14 protein-coding genes are annotated in these 19,570 nt (G+C 55.8%); 5 read left to right on the forward strand and 9 right to left on the reverse strand.

Translation table 11 applies throughout. The annotated features are described in order from the left end of the window. Nucleotides 1-7: 7 nt before the first annotated feature. Together Poly51_RS16275 and Poly51_RS16280 are read left to right on the forward strand one after the other, a co-directional pair. Nucleotides 8-1,324: a DUF1501 domain-containing protein gene (locus Poly51_RS16275; RefSeq protein ID WP_186775601.1), complete on the forward strand. Its 1,317-nt coding sequence runs from the start codon at nt 8-10 to the stop codon at nt 1,322-1,324. Beyond that, complete coding sequence (locus Poly51_RS16280; protein WP_146458844.1) at nt 1,321-2,325, forward strand: WD40 repeat domain-containing protein; 1,005 nt, start codon at nt 1,321-1,323, stop codon at nt 2,323-2,325. Before Poly51_RS16275 ends, Poly51_RS16280 begins: the two co-directional genes overlap by 4 nt. Before the next feature lie 185 nt (nt 2,326-2,510). Here the strand turns inward: Poly51_RS16280 and Poly51_RS16285 are convergent, their stop codons facing one another. The 3 genes from Poly51_RS16285 to Poly51_RS16295 form a co-directional block, all read right to left on the reverse strand. Continuing rightward, nucleotides 2,511-4,040 (reverse strand): SpoVR family protein, encoded by a 1,530-nt coding sequence (locus Poly51_RS16285; protein WP_146458845.1) that lies wholly within the window; start codon nt 4,038-4,040, stop codon nt 2,511-2,513. Nucleotides 4,041-4,052: 12 nt separating this feature from the next. Further along, complete coding sequence (locus Poly51_RS16290; protein ID WP_146458846.1) at nt 4,053-5,312, reverse strand: YeaH/YhbH family protein; 1,260 nt, start codon at nt 5,310-5,312, stop codon at nt 4,053-4,055. Between the two features lie 137 nt (nt 5,313-5,449). After that, on the reverse strand, nt 5,450-7,399 hold the full coding sequence (locus Poly51_RS16295; protein ID WP_146458847.1) for a PrkA family serine protein kinase: 1,950 nt from the start codon (nt 7,397-7,399) through the stop codon (nt 5,450-5,452). Nucleotides 7,400-8,090: 691 nt separating this feature from the next. Here Poly51_RS16295 and Poly51_RS16300 point away from each other — a divergent pair. Then, a complete protein-coding gene (locus Poly51_RS16300) occupies nt 8,091-9,263 on the forward strand; it encodes a TMEM43 family protein (RefSeq protein WP_146458848.1) in 1,173 nt (390 codons plus the stop codon). Nucleotides 9,264-9,288: 25 nt separating this feature from the next. On the opposite strand, the gene Poly51_RS16305 is transcribed toward Poly51_RS16300, so the two are convergent. The 5 genes from Poly51_RS16305 to Poly51_RS16325 are packed head-to-tail and all read right to left on the reverse strand — an operon-like array spanning nt 9,289 to nt 14,732. Continuing rightward, nucleotides 9,289-10,248 (reverse strand): ABC transporter permease, encoded by a 960-nt coding sequence (locus Poly51_RS16305; protein ID WP_246114556.1) that lies wholly within the window; start codon nt 10,246-10,248, stop codon nt 9,289-9,291. Continuing rightward, nucleotides 10,245-11,762, reverse strand: a complete 1,518-nt coding sequence (locus tag Poly51_RS16310; RefSeq protein ID WP_146458849.1) for a sugar ABC transporter ATP-binding protein — start codon at nt 11,760-11,762, stop codon at nt 10,245-10,247. The genes Poly51_RS16305 and Poly51_RS16310 overlap by 4 nt, the downstream gene beginning before the upstream one ends. Continuing rightward, entirely contained in the window at nt 11,759-12,754 is a 996-nt protein-coding gene (locus Poly51_RS16315) for a sugar ABC transporter substrate-binding protein (protein WP_146458850.1), read from the reverse strand. The genes Poly51_RS16310 and Poly51_RS16315 overlap by 4 nt, the downstream gene beginning before the upstream one ends. Then, the gene (rbsK, locus tag Poly51_RS16320) at nt 12,751-13,686 is read right to left on the reverse strand and encodes a ribokinase (protein WP_146458851.1); all 936 of its coding nucleotides are present in this window, start codon (nt 13,684-13,686) and stop codon (nt 12,751-12,753) included. Before rbsK ends, Poly51_RS16315 begins: the two co-directional genes overlap by 4 nt. After that, nucleotides 13,683-14,732, reverse strand: a complete 1,050-nt coding sequence (locus Poly51_RS16325) for a nucleoside hydrolase (RefSeq protein ID WP_146458852.1) — start codon at nt 14,730-14,732, stop codon at nt 13,683-13,685. Before Poly51_RS16325 ends, rbsK begins: the two co-directional genes overlap by 4 nt. 265 nt (nt 14,733-14,997) lie before the next feature. Here Poly51_RS16325 and Poly51_RS16330 point away from each other — a divergent pair, with 265 nt between their 5' ends. Further along, nucleotides 14,998-17,580, forward strand: a complete 2,583-nt coding sequence (locus tag Poly51_RS16330; protein ID WP_146458853.1) for a PSD1 and planctomycete cytochrome C domain-containing protein — start codon at nt 14,998-15,000, stop codon at nt 17,578-17,580. A gap of 28 nt (nt 17,581-17,608) precedes the next feature. Then, nucleotides 17,609-18,994 carry a DUF1501 domain-containing protein gene (locus tag Poly51_RS16335; protein WP_146458854.1) on the forward strand — a complete coding sequence of 462 codons (1,386 nt, stop codon included), beginning with the start codon at nt 17,609-17,611 and terminating at the stop codon, nt 18,992-18,994. A gap of 1 nt (nt 18,995) precedes the next feature. Here Poly51_RS16335 and Poly51_RS16340 read toward each other — a convergent pair whose 3' ends face one another. Then, nucleotides 18,996-19,562, reverse strand: a complete 567-nt coding sequence (locus Poly51_RS16340; RefSeq protein WP_146458855.1) for a hypothetical protein — start codon at nt 19,560-19,562, stop codon at nt 18,996-18,998. Nucleotides 19,563-19,570: the final 8 nt, after the last annotated feature.

A 19,570-nucleotide genomic window follows, 5' to 3' on the forward strand; every position in this document is an offset into this window, starting at 1 on the left:
GCCAAGAATGACACAACATTGCGTCCCGCTTGGGCGACGAGACTTTTTGCAGGTTGGCGGAATTTCGGCTTGGGGACTAGGGCTAAACGCTTCGTTCGCGCAATCCGCGAAGGGTGCCGCGCCGGCCAAGGCCAAGTCTTGCATTTTGATTTGGCTCGACGGAGGACCAAGCCACCTGGAGTCATTTGATCCGAAACCGAACGCGCCCAATGAAGTTCGCGGTCCCTTCGGCGCAATGTCGACGTCGGTTCCCGGAATTCAGCTAAGCGAATTATTGCCGCGAACCGCTGCGACGATGCAGCATTCGGCGATCATCCGCTCGATGACATCGCCGTTGGGTGAGCACAATTTCGGCACGCACTATTTATTGACGGGATACAAGCCAACCCCGGCGCTGAACTATCCGGCGATCGGGTCCGTCGTCTCACATCTGGCTTCCCACCGGGGCGCGATTCCCCCGCACGTAGCGGTCCCCGACCTGCAAGTGGGTGGCGGCAAGTTCATTGCGTCAGGATATCTTCCCGCCCGTGTCGCTCCATTTGAAGTCGGCGGCGATCCATCCAAGCCCGATTTTCGTGTCCGTGACTTAGAGCCTTTTCCCGGAATCGTTGATGAACGGCTGGAACGCCGACACGCGTACTTGCACGCACTCAATAGCATCCAAGACAAGGCAGAGTCGATTTCACCAGCCGACCCTGCGTTTGAACAAGCGTACCGTCTGATGACATCGAGTTCCGGAAAACGTGCGTTCGACTTGTCGGCAGAGTCACAAGAAACTCGTAGGCGCTACGGCACGAAGTCAATCGGACAATGCTGCCTGCTAGCACGTCGATTGGTGGAAGCCGGGGTTCCATTCGTGACCGTCAACAACCGTGGCTGGGATACGCACGACGATTTAGTGACGCGGCTTAAGGACGGATACACCGGCGCGAAGCAGCCCGTCGGACTGATTCCATCGCTTGATCGGGCGTATTCATCGTTGATCACCGACTTACACGATCGCGGCTTGTTGGACGAAACGTTGGTGGTCGTGATGGGCGAGTTTGGTCGCACTCCCAAGTTGAATACGCTCGGTGGTCGTGATCACTGGCCACGCGTGTTCAGCGTGATGCTGGCCGGTGGAGGCATCCCGGGCGGGCAAGTCATTGGGGCCAGCGACGACATGGGGGAAAGCCCGCGAGACCGGCCCGTGACGCCAGCCGACCTGGCCGCAACCATCTACAAGTTGCTCGGGATTGATCCCGCGACCAACTTGCAAACAGCAGACGGCCGCCCGGTAAAAGTGAGTTTGCATGGGACACCGTTGAGCGAGCTCGTTGGATGAACGATTGGCATCTCAATCGGTCGAAGCGATGGCGGTTGCTAGTCGCGATCACATTCTGGATGATCGTGTCATTTTCGGCGTATCCCCATTGCGCTGCACAACCTCCCGTCACCGCGCTCGCGTTCGCGCCGTCCGGTGATCGAATCGTTTCCGGATCGCAAGGTGGAGTTTCGATTCGCGAATGGCCATCACTCATGAACGCTGAAGATCACGTCGTTGATATCGGAAAGATTCAAGACCTACAGTTTTCGCCAGACGGAACGCGATTGTTGATCGTGGGTGGAAAACCGAGCGAGGTTGGCGAGTGGCGGATCGTGACGTGGCCAAACCTAACAACCATCGCATCAAGCACGGCGCATGACGATGTGATTCACTCAGCGATCTGGCTATCCGAAAATGAATTCGTAACTGCTGCAGCCGACAACGAGGTGATCCAGTGGCAGGTAGGCGCTAGCCAGTCCGCGGATGGTCGTGCCGATGTCGTCCGCCGTCTGAGCGGCCATACACGACGCGTGCTCAGCGTTGAATCCCTTGATAACGGTCGACTGCTGGTCTCAGCCGGTGTCGACCAGAGTCTGCGCGTATGGAGCGACGAAAAAGATTTGACAACACCTTTAAGAATTCTAGACAACCACACCGACATCGTGCGGGACCTTGCAAGGCGACCCGGCGAACACTCGATTGCTTACCTCGCATCGGCAAGTGCAGACAAGACAGTTCGACTCTGGCAACCTTCGATTGGTCGACTTGTGCGATTCGCACGTCTGCCGGTCGAACCGCTATGCATTGCCTGGACGACCGACGGCAATCACATCGGCGTCGGCTGCATTGACGGCAATTTGCGAATCGTCAATGCAACATCCGTCAAAGTCGAACAAACGCTGCCCGCAATCGCTGGCTGGGCCTACACCATTCTCGCGTCCCCAGACGGGAGCTTCGCAGTCGGTGGTTCGGAAGGAACGTTGGTGCGAGTAAGACCAAGCTCGCCGCTGTCGCCATGAGTAAATCGAATTCGCAGGATGCAATGATCACCGCCCGTAAAGATCAAACCAGTGTCAACTTTTCGTAGGCAGTTCCGGTCAAGTTAGGATTGCGTGGAAAAAAACTGTCGTAACTCGGGCACTTTTGCCCGAGATGTTCGCGACGGGCAAGAGTGCCCATCGTACATTTATTTCCCGCTCGATCCTTAGGGTATCGCAACCACATCGTACTCATTCAGGGTCGCACCGGTTTCGGCGTCCGTTTCGACCAATCGAACGCGGTAGCCCCATAGGTTTGCGACATGACACAGGACTCGATTGCATTCGTCCTTCGCCAACACTCGTCGCCCGCGAACACGATGGGTTAGGACCAAGCGACGACTTCCTGACAAATCGGCTTCGGTGACCTCGATGTCGGGATCATTTTTCGACGAATCGTACTGGCTTGCAAGGCAACGTCGGATGTCGCGATAGCCCGATTCGTCATGGATCGCATCGACGGACATAAAACTTGAATCTCCACGATCGCCGACCGTGAACAGATGCATTTGACGAATCAATCGAGGGCTCAAAAATTGCAAAACGAAGCTCTCGTCACGGTATTCGGCCCAGGCTTGCTTCAGTGTTCCCATCGCATCGCCATTGCCCGCAATCTCGGGGAACCAATCGCGGTCTTCCTTATCCGGTTGCTCACAGATGCGTTGAATGTCTTGCATCATCGCGAACCCAATCGCATAGGGATTCAATCCGCTGTATCGCCGGTCATCGAAATTCAGTTGGCGAACAACCGACGAATGCGAGTGCAGGAATTCCAGCATCGAACCATCATCGATTTGGTGCGTGTCGTATAGCCGATTCATGATCTGGTAGTGAACGAACGTCGCACATCCCTCGTTCATCATCTTGGTTTGACGTTGCGGGTAGAAATACTGTGCCGACCGGTGAACGATCCGCAACAACTCTCGCTGCCACTCCATCAGCTTTGGTGCGTGCTCGGCCAAAAACATCAACACGTTCTCTTGCGGCAAACGCAGCGCATTATGGTCTGCTTCGACCCGACCCGCGTCCGGCGAGGCCGTGCTTGGCCGGGCTGGCAAGGTTCGATAGAGGTCGTTGTAGGTTGCTTCGGCGTGCGAGCGTCTCGCTTCCGCCTTCGCTTCGCCATCGCTCGCGCGAGCCGATCGTTTGGGCGCATAGCGGCTGATTCCACAGCCCATCAAGGCGTGTGCAGCGTCCAAAACACTCTCGACCGCATGCAGACCATGCGATTCCTCGCACTTTGCGACAAACTGTTTGGCATAGGCCAAGTCGTCGAGGACTCGGTCCGCCCGCGTCCATTGGCGAAAGAGATGGTTGTTCTTGAAGAAGTGGTTGTGCCCGAACGCAGCGTGCGCGATGACAAGCGTCTGCATCGTGACCGTGTTTTCTTCCATCACGTAAGACACGCATGGATTCGAGTTGATCACCAATTCGTATGCCAACGCCGTTGCGCCTTTTCGATACAGCAACTCTTCACGGGCAAAGTGTTTTCCGAACGACCAGTGGGAATACATCATCGGCATGCCCACCGACGCATAGGCATCGAGCATCTGTTCGCTCGTGATCACTTCGATCTGGTTCGGATACACATCCAGTCCAAGTTCACCGATCGCGATCGATTCGACTGCGTCGTATACCCGACCGAGCGTGTTGAAGTCCCATTCGCTGCCGTGGTAGATCAGGTTCGAGTCAGTCATGAATGGGTCAACCTATGTAGCGGCAAAAAGCTTGCGGAACACGGGATAGATCGCGGAAGGTTCGCTGACTTGGGCACGCGCGAAATGTGGGTAACGATCCACCAACGACGAATACTCGTCCCAAAGTAAGCTCTCACCACTGGTCACTTCGCCGTTGACTTCGATGTAAGCGTAGTATTGGCAAATGGGAAGAATTGTTTTTTCTAAGAGCGTCAGAGTTCGGGGCATATCGTGATCGAAATTGTGACCGTCCGAGGCTTGCGCCGCGTAGATATTCCAGTCGGCGACCGGATATCGGTTTTTAACGATCGTCGCCATTTCCTCCAACGCCGACGAGACGATGGTTCCGCCCGTTTCGCGTCCGTGGAAGAACGTATCCTCGTCAACTTCCGACGCGGTATAGGTGTGGCGAATGAACACCAACTCGACGGCTTGGTAGTGACGCACCAAAAAGAGGTGCAAGAGCATATAGAAGCGTTTCGCCAACTCCTTCAAATCCTCTGTCATCGATGCCGATGTGTCCATCAAGCAAAACATCACCGCCTGGGTGGTTGGCTTGGGCGTGACGTCGAAGCGGTTGTAACGCAGATCAACGGTGTCCAGATACGCAACGCTTCGCATCCGTCGCTTCATCAACTCAATCTCGTCGGCCAGCCGCTGAATTTCGGCTTCATTCTGATCCGTTCGTGCCTGCTCGATCTGATCGAGCAGCGATTGCAACTCGATTTGCTTGGGCCGCCGCAGGGCGATGCGTCGCGACAACGATCGTCGCATCGTTTGCTTCAAATTCAAACGCTGGGGTGCCCCGTCGCTGGCAAACCCGGCCCGTGTTCGCACCGATGATGCTAACGACTTCAGCTTTTTCTTGGCCAGGTTCGGCAGTTCGAGATCTTCGAAAAACAGCTCCAGAAACTCTTCTCGCGACAACATGAAAACGAACGAATCCTCGCCCTCGCCATCGGCACTTCCCGATGCTCCAATCCCACCGGCACCGGATCGCGGTTTTCGAATTCGGTCACCCCGTTGGTAGCTTTGGTTACCGGGTAACACAAACTCGCGGTCGCCGGTGCCAGGCTGGAAGTGGAAGTTGGGCTCGCTGACATCGCTCGAACTGACCGATACCTTCTCGCTACTATCCAAATCGGCGACCTTTCGATTGCGGATCGCTTCACCGACGGCCTTGCGGATGTGTGACTTGACTCGTCGAACGAAGCGTCCGCGATTTCCAAGACTCTTTGATTTCGGATTCTGTCGACGATCGATGACGTGCATGGGAATAGGTGACAGGTGACAGGTGACAGGTGACAGGGAGTAGGGAACAGGGAGTAGGGAACAGGGAGTAGGGAACAGGTGACAGGGAACGGGATTTAACAAGCTGTTACCTGTAACCTGTTCCCTGTCACCTACTCTCATCCCGACTTACTGACTCGCATGTACCAGTCGACGAGCCGGCGTACTTGCAATTCGGTGTAGCCTCGGTTGCTCATCCGCTGAACGAATTCGTCGTGCTTGTGTTCGGCCTCGCTGTCTTTTTTTGCACCAAAGCTGATCACGGGTAGCAGTTCTTCGATTTGGCCGAACATCCGTTTCTCAATCACGTCCCGAATCTTTTCGTACGAAGTCCATGACGGATTTCGACCCTCGTTTTTTGCTCGAGCACGGAGTGCGAACTTGACAACCTCGTACCGAAAATCTTTCGCGTTCGCGATTCCGGCGGGCATCTCGATCTTTTGTAGTTCATCGTTGAGAACGTCTCGGTCCATCAATTGGCCGGTGTCGGGATCCTTGTAGTCGGTGTCGTCGATCCATGCATCGGCGTAGCTGATGTAGCGATCGAACAAGTTTTGGCCATAGTTGTGATACGATTCCAAATACGCCTTTCGTATCTCGTTGCCGATGAATTCGGCGTAGCGATTCGCCAGCTCTTCTTTGACAAAACCAAGGTATCGCTGCTCGACATCTTCCGAAAACTGTTCGCGACGAATCGATTTGTCCAGCACGTACATCAAGTGGACCGGATCGGCGGCAATTTCATGAGTATCGAAGTTGAATGTTTCGGAAAGAATCTTGTACGCGAAACGCGTTGAGATTCCGTCCATACCCTCGTTCATTCCTGCGGTATCGTGATACTCTTGGACCGTGCGAGCATTCGGGTCGGTGTCCTTAAGAGACTCACCGTCGTACACGCGCATCTTTGAATACAAGCTGCTATTTTCGTGCTCCTTCAATCGCGTCAGGACCGAAAAACGGGCCATCATTTCCAACGTATCCGGCGCGCACGGTGCCGAGCCAAGTTCGGAATTCCGAATCAACTTGTCGTAGATCATCTTTTCTTCAGTCGCACGAAGACAGTAAGGCACTTTGACGACGCAGATCCGATCCAAAAACGCTTCGTTGCTGCGATTGCTTTTGAACGATTCCCATTCCGATTCGTTCGAGTGGGCCACAATAACGCCTTGGTACGGCATTGCACCCACATTCTCGGTTCCGACATAGGTGCCGTCTTGGGTCGCCGTCAATAATGGGTGCAGCATCTTCAGCGGAGCCTTGAACATCTCGACGAACTCGAGCAACCCTTGGGTCGTTCGATTCAGCCCGCCTGTGTACGAGTAGGCGTCGGCGTCGTCCTGGCCAAAGTGTTCGAGTTTGCGGATATCGACTTTGCCCACCAGCGACGATATGTCTTGGTTGTTCTCGTCGCCCGGTTCGGTCTTGGCCACCAGCAGGCGCCGCTGCTCGGACGGGATCACGCGGACGACCGAGAACTTCGAAATGTCACCTCCGAATTCGTCCAGCCGTTTCAATGCCCAAGGCGACATGTAACCCGGCAATCGGCGGCGAGGGATGTTATACGTCTCTTCTAAAACGCCGCCCATCGTACGCGGATCGAACAGTCCCAGCGGGCTTTCGTAGATGGGACTGACCTCGTCATCGGCGCACAACACATACACCGGCCTTGCTTGCATCAACTTCTTCAACGCATCGGCCAGAGAACTCTTTCCGCCACCGACGGGGCCTAGTAAGTAAAGAATCTGCTTCCGCTCCTCTAACCCCTGCGCGGCGTGACGAAAATAGCTAACGATCCGCTCGATTGTTTCTTCCAGCCCATAAAAGTACTGGAACGCCGGATAGGTTTTGATCGTTCGATTCATGAAGATCCGTCCCAGTCTCGCTTCACCGGACGTGTCGATGTGGACAGGTTCACCAATCGCATCGATCATTCGTTCGGCGGCGCTGCTGTAGAGCGACGGATCCGTACGGGCCGAGTCGAGAAACTCCTTCAGCGTCAGCTTGACCTGTTTCTCTCGCTCGTAGGTTTCCGAATACAGGCGGAGGATGTCGGTACTTGATTCGTTCATGGTTAGATCTATCCACTTCCGAGGATCGACGGGCGCATGCGACAGCCACATTGAAACACGAAACCCTTCGGCTGATGTACCGACCCATTTCCCTGTCATGGGGTTCGACCATCACCAACAAATCTCGCTGAGCAGATTGCCAGTCGGCGTTTGGCGAGGGAGTGGTTGACGTCCATCATCCGCGAAAAGTTTGCAAGTGGCGTCGTGCCCTTAATTATAGAGGCGGTTCGGAAAATCAAGCGAAAAAAATCGCTGCTTCGTCTCGTCACGAACGAATCGATTTTGCCAAACCCCCGTTTTCGCCTGCGTTTTACGGTCTAGAACCTAAACGCCCTGCGTCTCTACTCTGAGCCCCCTGGTCCCACTGTCGCCGCCCGACAACGGCACCACAACGCATTCGCCACACCCGATAGCTCGACGAAAACTTACCTTCTTGGCGCCCCCGATTCTTGAACTTCGAGCCTGATCATCGTCGGCGCATCGCGGCCCTAACAGCCTGTTGAAAGGGGGTCTGACCCTCTCCGACGTTTCGAATTCACAATGTTTCAGCAACGTCTCCAAAGGGTCAGACCCCTTTTTCAACAGGCTGCTAACCGTTGGCACGGCGTCCATCCGCAAACAATACCCGACAACGATAGCGTCCTTTGGACGTGTTAAGATGCGTTTTTGATCCGTTAAACCAGAGGCAGTGATGTTCGGTTATTTCCGTCGTGTGAAGAACTCTTTTGCGGCAATGATTTTCGGCCTGTTGATGGTTCCCGGTGGAATGGCATTGCATGCATGGAACGAATACCGAACGGTCCATCGTTCACGTGGATTGGCAGAGGCTTCTCGATTGGTCGAAACGATCCCCGACACGAATGTGGTGGACCCGAGCCGCGACGGAAAATTGGTCCATTTGTCTGGACTCGCCGACACCAACGAAACGCTTGAAGACGAACAGTTTCATGTTTCCGCGCCGGCAATACACTTGGCTCGACGCGTCGAGATGTTTCAGTGGAAGGAAAAAAAAGAAAAGCGGAGCAACTCGAATTCCAACTCGGGTCAATCGACCAAGTACACGTACCATCGCCAGTGGGCAAGCGAGCCGATCGACAGCAGTCGCTTTCACCGGCCCACCGACCACGAAAACCCCAACATGCGGTACCGCAACCGCGAATCGACTGCCAAACATGTTTTTGTGGGTGCGCACAACTTGAATGATGCGCTGAAGTCTTCGATGCAAGACTGGCAGCCCTTCGAATTCACAGGACGCGAGTTTCTGGCGACGATACCGGAAACGGACCGCGATCAGTATCTGATGCGAAACAACCAACTGTTTTGGAGCGTCCACGTTCCCGATTTCGATCAACCACGCGTGGGCGACATTCGCATCCGATTCGAGACCGTTTCGCCTGACACCATCAGTTTGATCGCAGAACAGCGAGGCGACACGTTTGCCAACTTTCGCACCAGCAATGGGGAAGCAATTCAACGCCTCTACATGGGAACGTTTACGGCAGAGGAAGTGATCGAAAAACTGATTACCGAGAATTCAGTGATCGCTTGGGTGCTTCGCGCGGTAGGGTTGCTCTTATCCGTCATCGGTTTTTCGATGATCCTAAAACCCCTCAGTGCCGTCACCAGCTTCGTCCCGTTGCTGGGTCAGTTCACCGGCGCACTCCTATTCTTCGTCGCGGTGTTGTTGGGGGTAATCGTTTCCAGCACGGTGATCGGTTTGTCTTGGATTGCGGTTCGGCCGTTGCTCGGGATTGCTCTGTTGGGGCTGTCGGCATTGGCGGCGTACGCTGTCTTTTACCTGCGTCGCAACGTGCACCATGACGACGTCCCCGAACAGGTCGACGCGTCGATGTTCGTCCAGTGACCCGCATGCGGGTATCAGCATCGAGTTACCCGCGACGGTGTCCCCACCGGCTTCGCATCGCGTCCAGCAAGACAGCTACGACAATCACCGTTCCGGTGATGATCTGTTTCATCGGATCCGAGACGCCGACTTGAGCAAGTCCGGTTTGTAGTACCGCGATGATCAAAACGCCTAGGAACGAGTTGATCACGTTGCCGCGACCGCCCATCAAACTGGTCCCGCCGATCACGCAAGCGGCGATCGCCGATAGCTCCAAACCCATCGCTGCGTTCGGGTCGGCGGTCGACAATCGCGATGCGTACGTCAGTCCCGCTAAGCCACACATCAATCCGCTGATCACAAAGACGCCGATGGAGTACGGAGCCGCGTTGACGCCGGACATGCGGACGGCTTCTTCGTTGGTACCGATGGCAATGCAGTAGCGTCCGAATACCGTACGCGTCAAAACAAATTGTCCCACGATGACTGCGACAATCGCCATCAAGAACGCGGGCGAGAGAGACAATCCGGCGATGGGTTCGCCGATCCCTTCGACCGCCGATCCGATGTATTTGGTTTGCGAGTTGGTGACCAACTTGGTGCCACCACGAGCAATTTCCAACATTCCCAGCGTCACAATGAACGAAGGGATTTTGGCAAGCACCGATACGCATCCGTTGAACAACCCGCAGGCCGCTCCGGCCAACGCGCAAAACGGGATCGAAGCCCACAACGACCAATTCCAATCGACCACCAACGCCCCCAGCACGGCCGAAGAAAAAGCAAGGATCGAACCGACCGACAGATCGATTCCGCCAACGACCAATACCAACGTCATTCCAACGGCGACCAGGGTCAGATCGGGAATCTGATTCGCGATAGAGACGAACGTCCCTGCTTGAAAAAAATTCTCACTCATCAAGCTGAACACGGCTACCAAGACAATCAGCACGCCGACAAGGCCGGCGTACTGAATCACGGTGCGATAACTTTGTGATGGGTTCACGGAGAGTTCGCTTCTTGTTTGGAGAATGCCGCTTGCATGACTTTCTCTTCGGACCAAGCACCTCGATCAAAAACCGCCACCATTTGCCCCGCCGACATCACGGCAATTCGGTCGCACGTTTCCATCAATTCGCTCAGGTCACTGCTGACAATGACAAGCGACTTACCGTCCGCCGATAAAGATTCGAAAAGTCGGTAGATCCGGCAGCGAGCCGCCACGTCGATCCCTCGCGTCGGTTCATCGACAAGAAACACACTCGCATCGCGGACCAACCACTTCGCCACAGCAACCTTCTGTTGATTGCCGCCACTGAGGGTTTCCACCGACTGTTCAATCGATTGACAATGCGTCTCCAACGACTGACGCATCCCTTCGGCCGCGACACGTTCGTCTTTGCAGCGAAGGAAGCCCCAGGAAGAGAATCGATGCTTGACCGATGCCAGTGTCGTGTTGAATCGAACAGATTGAGATACGAGAAGCCCGTTGGCTTTGCGATCTTCGGTGATCATCGCTAGGCCAGCGGCGACTGCTTGGGCGGGATTGCGGAACACCCTTGGTATTGGATCGTCGCCAACGAATACGTCGCCTTGCTCCGCGCGGTCCGCTCCGAAGATCAACCGTAACAGTTCTGTGCGGCCAGATCCCACCAGGCCGGCGATACCCAATCGCTCGCCACGATGCACCGAGAAGGAAACGTCGCGTACAACACGTCCTCGCGACAAACGATCGATGCGAAGCCCGACTTCGTCCGTTGCGTATGAAACATGAACGTGCCGCTGAGTGACGTTGCTTGCCGGACCGACCATCAAGCCAACCATTTCGTCATGCGTCAGCCCGCCTGTGTCGCACGTGGTGACGAACTTCCCATCGCGTAGCACCGTAATTCGATTGGCCATCCGAGCCACTTCGTCGAGCCGGTGTGAGATATAGACGATGCCGACGCCTTGACTGCGAAGCTGATCGAGCCAGTGGAACAACGTTTCGGTTTCGCCGTGACTCAGCGCCGCAGTCGGTTCGTCCAATATCAATAGGCGACACTCGCGATCCAACGCTGTCGCGATCTCAATCATCTGCTGTTGGCCGATGCCAAGCGTCCCGACGTTCGTCGTTGTTTCGATTTCGTGCAATCCGAATCGATCGAGGGCGATGCGGGCGCGACGATGAAGCTCGTGATGCTGAATAACGCCCCACTTCGTTGGAAAACGACCAAACAAAAGATTTTCGGCGACCGTTAGCGTCGAAATTTGGTTGAGTTCTTGTTGAACAATTTGCACGCCTGCCGCCTCGGCTGCCAACTTGCTCGTTGGCGCAAATGCGTGCCCGTCCAGCCACATTGTCCCTGAGGTTGCCGGTATCAAGCCGGCGATGATGCGGCACATCGTGCTTTTGCCAGCGCCATTGGCGCCCAACAAGGCGTGGATCTCGCCCGGTTCGATGTCGATCTGTGCACCGTCGAGCACCGTGACGGCGTACGTCTTCGTCAAATCGCGAACAGAAAGCAACGGCGAGTTCATCGGGCCAGTGTTTCGGCGGTGACCAAGTCGACGGGCGTCTGGACATCATCGGTCGATGCCGCCGGATCCTTCAAAATCGCAAGCGCGGTTTCGATCCCAAAGACGGCCAACTGGTCGCCGTGTTGGTCGGCCGTCGCTAAGACTTTTCCATCGACGATCAACTGCCCCACGGCGCCAATGTTGTCGAATCCGACGACTTGAATCTCGCCAGTCCTTCCCGCGGCTTTGATGGCGGCGACCGCGCCGAGTGCCATCGAATCATTCGCAGCCAGAATTGCTTTGATCTCCGGAAACTCGCTGATCATCGATGCGGCGATGGCATTGGCTTTATTGGTTTCCCAGTCCGCGGATTGGCTCGATACGATCTCGACGCCAGCCTCTTTCATGGCTGCTTCGAATCCAAGCCGACGTTCGACTCCGTTGAACGCGGTGGCTTTGCCTTCCAGCACAGCAACCTTGTCGCCTTTGAAAAGAGACTTCGCTAGAAAGTCGCCGACCTGCTTCGCGCCGCTGCGATTGTCGGGACCGACGAACGCAATGGCGACGTCTTCCTGTTTCAGAATGTCGGCATCCAGTCGGTTGTCAATGTTGACAACAACAACGCCCGCCTTCTTGGCCTTTCGCAGCGCCGGCACCAGGGCTTTCGAATCGGCCGGCGCGATCACGATCGCATCCACGCCCCCAGCCACCATTTCACCGACCAACGCGACCTGGCGACCGAGATCCGATTCGTCTTTGATCCCGTTGGTCAGCAGTTCGTATTCGTCCGAGTGATCCGACTGGTGCGCCTTGGCACCCGCTTCCATCGTTGAGAAAAACTCGTTCGCCAGCGATTTCATGATCAAGGCGATCCGAGGTTTGCCAGCCCCGCTTGTCGAGTCCGATTCCGTCGCCGGTTTGGATACCGACGTCGATGCAGACTTGGGCCCACACCCGACGAAAGCGAGTACCAGTCCCGCGAAAAGCAGGCTGAATAGGGTAGTGCGATTCATAGCATTTGGGGGTTGAGAAGGTTTTCGATTTCGGGTCGAGTCGGCAAACCGGGCTGGGCACCAAGACGAGTGGCGGCTATCGCCCCGGCCACGGAAGCAAACCGAGCAGCCGTGAACACATCTGCATCTTCCGCCAATCGTACTGCAAGTGCGCCAGCGAATGCATCGCCCGCTGCCGTGGTGTCGACCACAGTGACGGGCGTGGCATCGATCCACTGAAAATCAGCTCCATCGCTGACCACTGCGCCGCGTCCGCCCAGCGTCAAAATCACGTTTCGAGCACCTCGCCTGTGCATCGCTGCGGTCGCTCGCTTGGCGTCTTCGACCGTTTCGATCGCGTGACCGACGATCGACTCGGCTTCAGTTTGGTTAGGACAAACCACGTCGACGGTCAAGAAACCATCACCCAGGCATGCGGGCATTGGCGCCGGATCCAACGCGACACGCACTCCCGCGCGTCGCGCCACTTCAATCGCGGCCAAGACGGTGGAGTGCGGTACTTCGAGCTGAACCATCATCACATCTGCGGTACCGATTTGATCGGCAAACATGTGAACGTCATTCACCGAAAGCATCGCATTTGCGCCCGGCACGACCATGATTGAGTTCTCTCCGACGTCGTCCACCGCCACGACGGCCAGCCCGCTGGCGGTTTCCGGCGTTCGGATCACAGTGTCGACAGAAACTTTTTCACGGATCAAATTGTCCATCAATCGATTCGAAAACGCATCGTCGCCGATCCGCCCGATCATGGTGACGTCGCCGCCGGCGCGGGCAGCCGCGACGGCTTGGTTGGCGCCTTTGCCACCAGGCACTTCATCCGAAGACCGTGCGATGATGGTTTCGCCGGGACGCGACAAATGCTTGCACCGGATAACAAGGTCCATGTTGATAGAACCGAGCACGACGATTTTCGCAGCTCGCGTATTCATCGCTTCGGTGGCTCGCTTGACAACCCGACGAGGGTCTCGACCACACGAATTTTCTGAGTATCGGATAGCGTCAAATACCGATGCCTTCCCTCGTCGCCCTGCTGGAACGTCGTCAAGCCATCGTCGGCCACCGTCACCGTTCCAGGCTCGGACAACCCGAAATAGTCACGGTCTGGACGAACCGCCTGCAGAACGCTGGTCAGGTCCCATGTCGGTCGGTCATGGGGCGGCGGGTTGTAAGCGATATAGGCCTCGGCCAGCGGATGATGATCGACGTAGGCGAAATCTTGCTCGATACTTTGATGGGGGTAGGTGACGGCGATCCCGATCTCGAAACCGCTCCACAGGATCGGAGTCGGCCAATCGTTGGCGATGGTCTTTGCCGACGGAATGTCTTTCACGATATTGTATTCTTTGTGATCGTAAGGATGCCCCTTGTCGCCCATGATCTGGGTGAACGCGCCGGCCATAATTGACAACAAACGCACCTTTTTTTTGACGAGCTGCTCACCGTCGAGTGGACTGATCGCATCCGGCTGGGACTTCAACAGGTTGGCCAAATTCGTTGAGAATCCGACCTGGGCGATCACCACGGTTCCATCGTCTGCATCGGCCAATGCCTTGCGAAGCACGTCGACAGCGGCGGGCGCGTCTTTACCGGACCGCAGGTCGTGGGGATAGCGAAATGAGTCGCCGTCCTTCGTGATCGCTAGCGGATTGAACTTGCCTTCGTGGTTGGTAACGCCGCTATCGCAAACTCCAATCGGAATTTCGCCGCGACCGTAGAACGTATTAACGACATCCGTGAAAGCCGCCGCCAACGGGTGATCCTTCGTGATCGTAACGGCCAGCAATTCGCACTCACCGCGACTCTGCAACGAGTGGATCACCCCCATCGCCAACACGTCATCCACGTCGTTGCCAATGTCGGTATCGAAAATCAAAGGGATCGGACGGGCTCCGGTCTGGGCCAAAGCCAGCGTTCCAGCCGCTTGCAACAGAGCCAAGCACAGAAGGCAGCTAAAGGTCTGGGTGGGTCGATTCATGACGTGCTTGATCCGTTCTTTCGTAAGGCGGAAGGAGTGAAACAAGAATGATAGTTTGACCCGACTCCGATATGTTGGACGCTGAATCCATCAGGCTGGGTGCCAGAAACGTTAGGCGGACTGCCCAATTCGCGAAGCTGGCGGAACTTTAGCCATCGCCCAAACAGATAGGCGACGAGAAACCATTGCGACTTCCGTCCTTTTTGCGAGACAATTTGATTTCCCACGGGTTAAATCAAGCAACTCGCCTCGTTTGGATTCGATTATGTCTGTTCAGCGTCTATTGGTCTCGCTTGCGGTTCTGGTACTTACCAGCCAGCCCTCATCGGCGGTCGAGAGCCTGACACCCGATCAGACCAACTTCTTTGAGACCAAAATTCGACCAGTGCTGGTAAAGGAATGCTACGGCTGTCACTCGGAAAAAGCCGGTAATGTCCGCGGGGGCCTGCGACTGGACACGAAACAGTTCTCGTTACTCGGCGGCAGCAGCGGCCCCGCCGTGGTCCCGTTCGAACCGGACGACAGCCTCCTGATTAGCGCGATCCATCACGACGACTTTGTGATGCCGCCGAAGAAAAAGCTGACGGCGGATCAGATCACGGATTTTGAGCAGTGGATCAAAATGGGAGCCCCCGATCCTCGCGAATCCGAGATCGAGACGTTCAAGTCGTCCATCACCGCCGACGAAATTGCGACGGCCAAACAAGAATTCTGGGCTTACCGCTTGCCCCAGCAGATATCGCCACCCCATGTTGCGGATGTGGCATGGCCGAAAACGGACATCGACCGCTTCATTGCGGCCGGCTTGGAAGCCAAAGGATTACCGCTTTCCGTCGATGCGACGTCATCACAGGTGTTGCGCCGACTCTGTTTTGACCTGACCGGACTTCCGCCGACACCGAAGCAAATCGAAGCATTCACAAGTGGTTGGAACCTAGATGCCGATGCGGCGATCGCTGCGACGGTCGAGGAACTGCTTTCCAGCAACGCATTCGGCGAACGCTGGGGCCGGCACTGGTTGGACGTGGCCCGATACGGCGAATCGACGGGTGGCCAAGTCAACATGACGTTTCCGCACGCATGGCGTTACCGCGACTATGTGATCGATTCGTTCAATGATGACAAACCGTTCGATCAGTTCGCCGCCGAACAGATCGCCGGAGACCTGATGCCGGCGAAAACGGATCGGCAATGGACCGAGCAGTTGATTGCGACGACGTTCCTAGCGATCGGTGCAAAGAATCTGAACGAACAGAATCGGATTCAATTTGCTGCCGACTTGATCGACGAACAGATCGACGCGACGACGCGAGTGTTTCTGGGAACGTCGGTCGCGTGCGCTCGATGCCACGACCACAAGTTTGATCCCATTCCGCAGACTGACTACTACGCGATGGCTGGCGTTTTTCGGAACGCCACGACGTACTTTGGCAATCCGCCGTCGGAGTTCGGAAACTTCAGCCCCGTTCAAGCCAATCGAACCAGCAGTTTGATCGTGTTGCCCGTGGAAGACCCGAATCCATACGACAAACGATACTCGCGCAGCGAGCTGGCAGATTTGCGAGCTCAGATGAACGACAAGTTCGATCAGCAACGGAGCATGCGTTCGCAATCGGGTCAGAGTCAAGCAGCCCGTCTGCGTTTGAACAACGAGATCGCCGAATTGTCGGCGAAACTAGCCGTCGTCGATGACCAAGGTCAGCCACGAAGTTACTGCATGGGCGTGCAAGAACAGGCCTCGGCACAGAACGCGACGTTGCTGGTTCGCGGCGAAATCGACTTGCCCGCCCAAGAGATTCCGCGAGGCATCCCGAGCGTGTTGGTCGAGCAACCGATTTCGATTGCGGATGATTCAAGCGGAAGACTGGAATTGGCCAGATGGATCGGCAGCGATGAAAACTCGCTGACCGCTCGCGTGATGGTCAACCGAGTTTGGCAACACATGATCGGCCGCGGCTTGGTGACTTCGACGGAGAACTTCGGATCGACCGGCACCGCGCCAAGCCATCCCGAGCTGCTGGATCACATGGCGGTGGAGTTCGCCCAATCGGGATGGTCGGTCAAGACATTGATCCGCCAAATCGCTACGTCGCGTGTTTACCGAATTGCGTCCACATACAACGAAACGAGTTTTGAACGGGATCCCGATAATACCCTGTTGTGGCGTGCCAACGTGCGGAGACTCGATGCCGAAGCGATTCGCGATGCCATGCTTAGCGCCAGCGCAAACATCGATTTGGATCGGCCGCGCGGTTCCGAAGTTGCCAAAGCGGGTTACCTCCGCGTGCGTGGTGGCTTCCTAGGCGACCCGCGAGAAGCGGTCCAGAAAATGATGTTGGCATCACGCGATTCCATGCGAAACAACGCCCGTCGCCGTTTTGGTTTCGGATTCCAAAACGGTCGCGATTCAACCGCGGATATGTACCAACGAATTACAAGGTCGCTGGACATGAACGATGCAATGTTTCGCAGCGTCTACCTGCCCGTCGTTCGCGACGAGTTGCCTAGGGCGTTGGATGTGTTCGACTTTGCCGATCCGAGCGCCGTGATCGGAACCCGCGAAGAATCCAATACGGCGAACCAATCGTTGTTCATGATGAACAACCCGCTGGTCATTGCCCAAAGTGATGCGATGGCGACTCGTATCGCCAAGTCTTATCAACGTCCAGCCGCACAAGTCCATGCGGCGTTCGTGTTGTCGTTGGGTCGCCGACCAACAGGAACAGAACTTGCGGCAACGATGAAGTACTTGGGATCGCTATCTGACGGCGGCTCACGTCAGGTTCAACCCCTTGCTGCAGTCTGCCAAAGCTTGTTTGCGTGTGCCGAATTTCGCTACCTCGACTAACTCCCCAGCTTACCCTTTTGGATTCGTGATGATATTTTCTCGACGCGATGCACTTCGCAATGTTTCGGCTGGGTTCGGATACTTGGCGTTCGCCGGGATCAGCCATTCGGCCGCCGCGAAAGAGGCTGTTGCGAACACGAATCCGCTTGCACCCAAGGCGCCTCATTTTGCCGCTCGCGCCAAACGGGTCATTTTCCTGTGCATGCAGGGCGGTCCGTCGCACGTCGATACTTTCGATTACAAGCCGCAACTGAACGCCGATCACGGCAAGCGTGGCAAGTACGGCGGCCAATTGCTGAAATCACCTTTCGAATTTCGGCAACGTGGCGACAGCGGCTTGTGGATTTCGGATCTGTTTCCGCACGTCGCAAGACACGCCGATGAACTTTCGTTGATCCGGTCGATGCAGTGCGACCAACCGGTTCACCCGGGTGCGATGACACAGATGCACACCGGCACGGCTCAATTCATTCGACCGTCTCTTGGTGCATGGACACTTTACGGATTGGGAACCGAGAACGATTCGTTGCCGGGGTTCGTGTCGCTCAGTCCACCGTCAGGTACGTCCCGAAACTATGGCAGTTCGTTCTTGCCGGCGATCTACTCGGGAACCAAGGTTGGCGGACCGGCTGGGCCTGCGACGTCCAGGTTTTTTCAGGGGACATCAAGCCAATCGGTCCCTGACATCAAGAATCCAAAACTGTCGAAAACAGACCAACGAAAACAGATTGATTTTATCCAGACTCTCAATCAAGAAAAGCAAGATCGCGATGGGGTGAATCCAGGCGTCGAAGGCGTCATCGAGTCCTACGAATTGGCTTTCCGGATGCAGGACACGATGCCAGAATTGATGGATACGTCCGGCGAATCTGAAAAAACGTTGGCGATGTACGGTATCGACGGTGGACCGACCGACGGCTTTGGCAAACAGTGCTTGCTGGCCCGGCGGTTCGTCGAAGCCGGCGTGCGGTTCGTCGAAGTCACACACGGCAATTGGGACCAACACGTTCGTTTGACGACCGACCACAAGGCACGTGCCGAGGCCTGTGACCAACCGATTGCCGGCTTGCTGCAAGACCTTAAGCAACGCAACTTGCTCGAAGACACACTGGTGATTTGGGGCGGGGAATTCGGACGAACGCCGGCAGCCCAAGGCCCCGATGGACGCAACCACAACAACAAGGGCTACACGACCTGGATGGCGGGCGGTGGCGTGAAGGGTGGCTTCAGCTACGGGGCCACCGACGAACACGGCTACGAAGCGGTCGAAAACCCTTGCCACATTCATGATTGGCACGCAACCATTTTGCACTTGATGGGACTCGATCATGAACGTTTGACATACCAATACGCAGGTCGAGACTTCCGTTTGACGGACGTACACGGGACGGTCGTCGAAGAAATCCTGGCATGATTTAGCGTGCCGACCGAGCGACGACTCGTTTGCGAAAGTTTTTGTAACTCTCGTCGTGAAATTGGCTTTGCTTGGGAACGTAAACGAACATCATCGCTTCGGGACACGCCAGCAAGCCGCTGCCGCTTGCATGGACTTTGACCACCGAATTGGGCCAATGGAATTCACCGGCCGGCGAAATCAACGTCAACTGATCCTTGTTTGATCGGACTTCGCAATCCGCACCCGCGACCAAGCCAAATTCGAAGATCCTTTTCCGCACTCGCACTTTCGAGTGATGCACGAGCGCCAGATACCCCAGCGTCGAACCAGCCAGCGAAGCGAAGACTCCGATCAAAAACATGATCAGCCCCTGACTCGCCATCGTTGCAACCAGAATCAAGCTAGCGAAAATCATCGCAATCGATCCGATCGACAATCGCATCATATGAAGACGCAACAAGTATTGATCTTCGGCCTTACGAATCACCGATTTGGTCAGCCGCAGACTGACGTGACTGCTAGCGTCGTCGGCCAACGCATCTGAAACACCGCGAGCTGGTTGATACGGATTCACGTTCACTTGCATGATGTTGA

Source organism: Rubripirellula tenax (assembly GCF_007860125.1).
GTDB lineage: Bacteria > Planctomycetota > Planctomycetia > Pirellulales > Pirellulaceae > Rubripirellula > Rubripirellula tenax.

Bases quoted from the DNA above. Each gene is read 5' to 3' on its own strand.
- Poly51_RS16295 (WP_146458847.1), bottom strand. From the start codon at position 7,399: ATGAACGAATCAAGTACCGACATCCTCCGCCTGTATTCGGAAACCTAC.
- Poly51_RS16285 (WP_146458845.1), bottom strand. From the start codon at position 4,040: ATGACTGACTCGAACCTGATCTACCACGGCAGCGAATGGGACTTCAAC.
- Poly51_RS16325 (WP_146458852.1), bottom strand. From the start codon at position 14,732: ATGAATCGACCCACCCAGACCTTTAGCTGCCTTCTGTGCTTGGCTCTG.
- Poly51_RS16330 (WP_146458853.1), top strand. From the start codon at position 14,998: ATGTCTGTTCAGCGTCTATTGGTCTCGCTTGCGGTTCTGGTACTTACC.
- rbsK (WP_146458851.1), bottom strand. From the start codon at position 13,686: ATGAATACGCGAGCTGCGAAAATCGTCGTGCTCGGTTCTATCAACATG.
- Poly51_RS16310 (WP_146458849.1), bottom strand. From the start codon at position 11,762: ATGAACTCGCCGTTGCTTTCTGTTCGCGATTTGACGAAGACGTACGCC.
- Poly51_RS16300 (WP_146458848.1), top strand. From the start codon at position 8,091: ATGTTCGGTTATTTCCGTCGTGTGAAGAACTCTTTTGCGGCAATGATT.
- Poly51_RS16315 (WP_146458850.1), bottom strand. From the start codon at position 12,754: ATGAATCGCACTACCCTATTCAGCCTGCTTTTCGCGGGACTGGTACTC.
- Poly51_RS16340 (WP_146458855.1), bottom strand. From the start codon at position 19,562: ATGCAAGTGAACGTGAATCCGTATCAACCAGCTCGCGGTGTTTCAGAT.
- Poly51_RS16275 (WP_186775601.1), top strand. From the start codon at position 8: ATGACACAACATTGCGTCCCGCTTGGGCGACGAGACTTTTTGCAGGTT.
- Poly51_RS16280 (WP_146458844.1), top strand. From the start codon at position 1,321: ATGAACGATTGGCATCTCAATCGGTCGAAGCGATGGCGGTTGCTAGTC.
- Poly51_RS16290 (WP_146458846.1), bottom strand. From the start codon at position 5,312: ATGCACGTCATCGATCGTCGACAGAATCCGAAATCAAAGAGTCTTGGA.
- Poly51_RS16335 (WP_146458854.1), top strand. From the start codon at position 17,609: ATGATATTTTCTCGACGCGATGCACTTCGCAATGTTTCGGCTGGGTTC.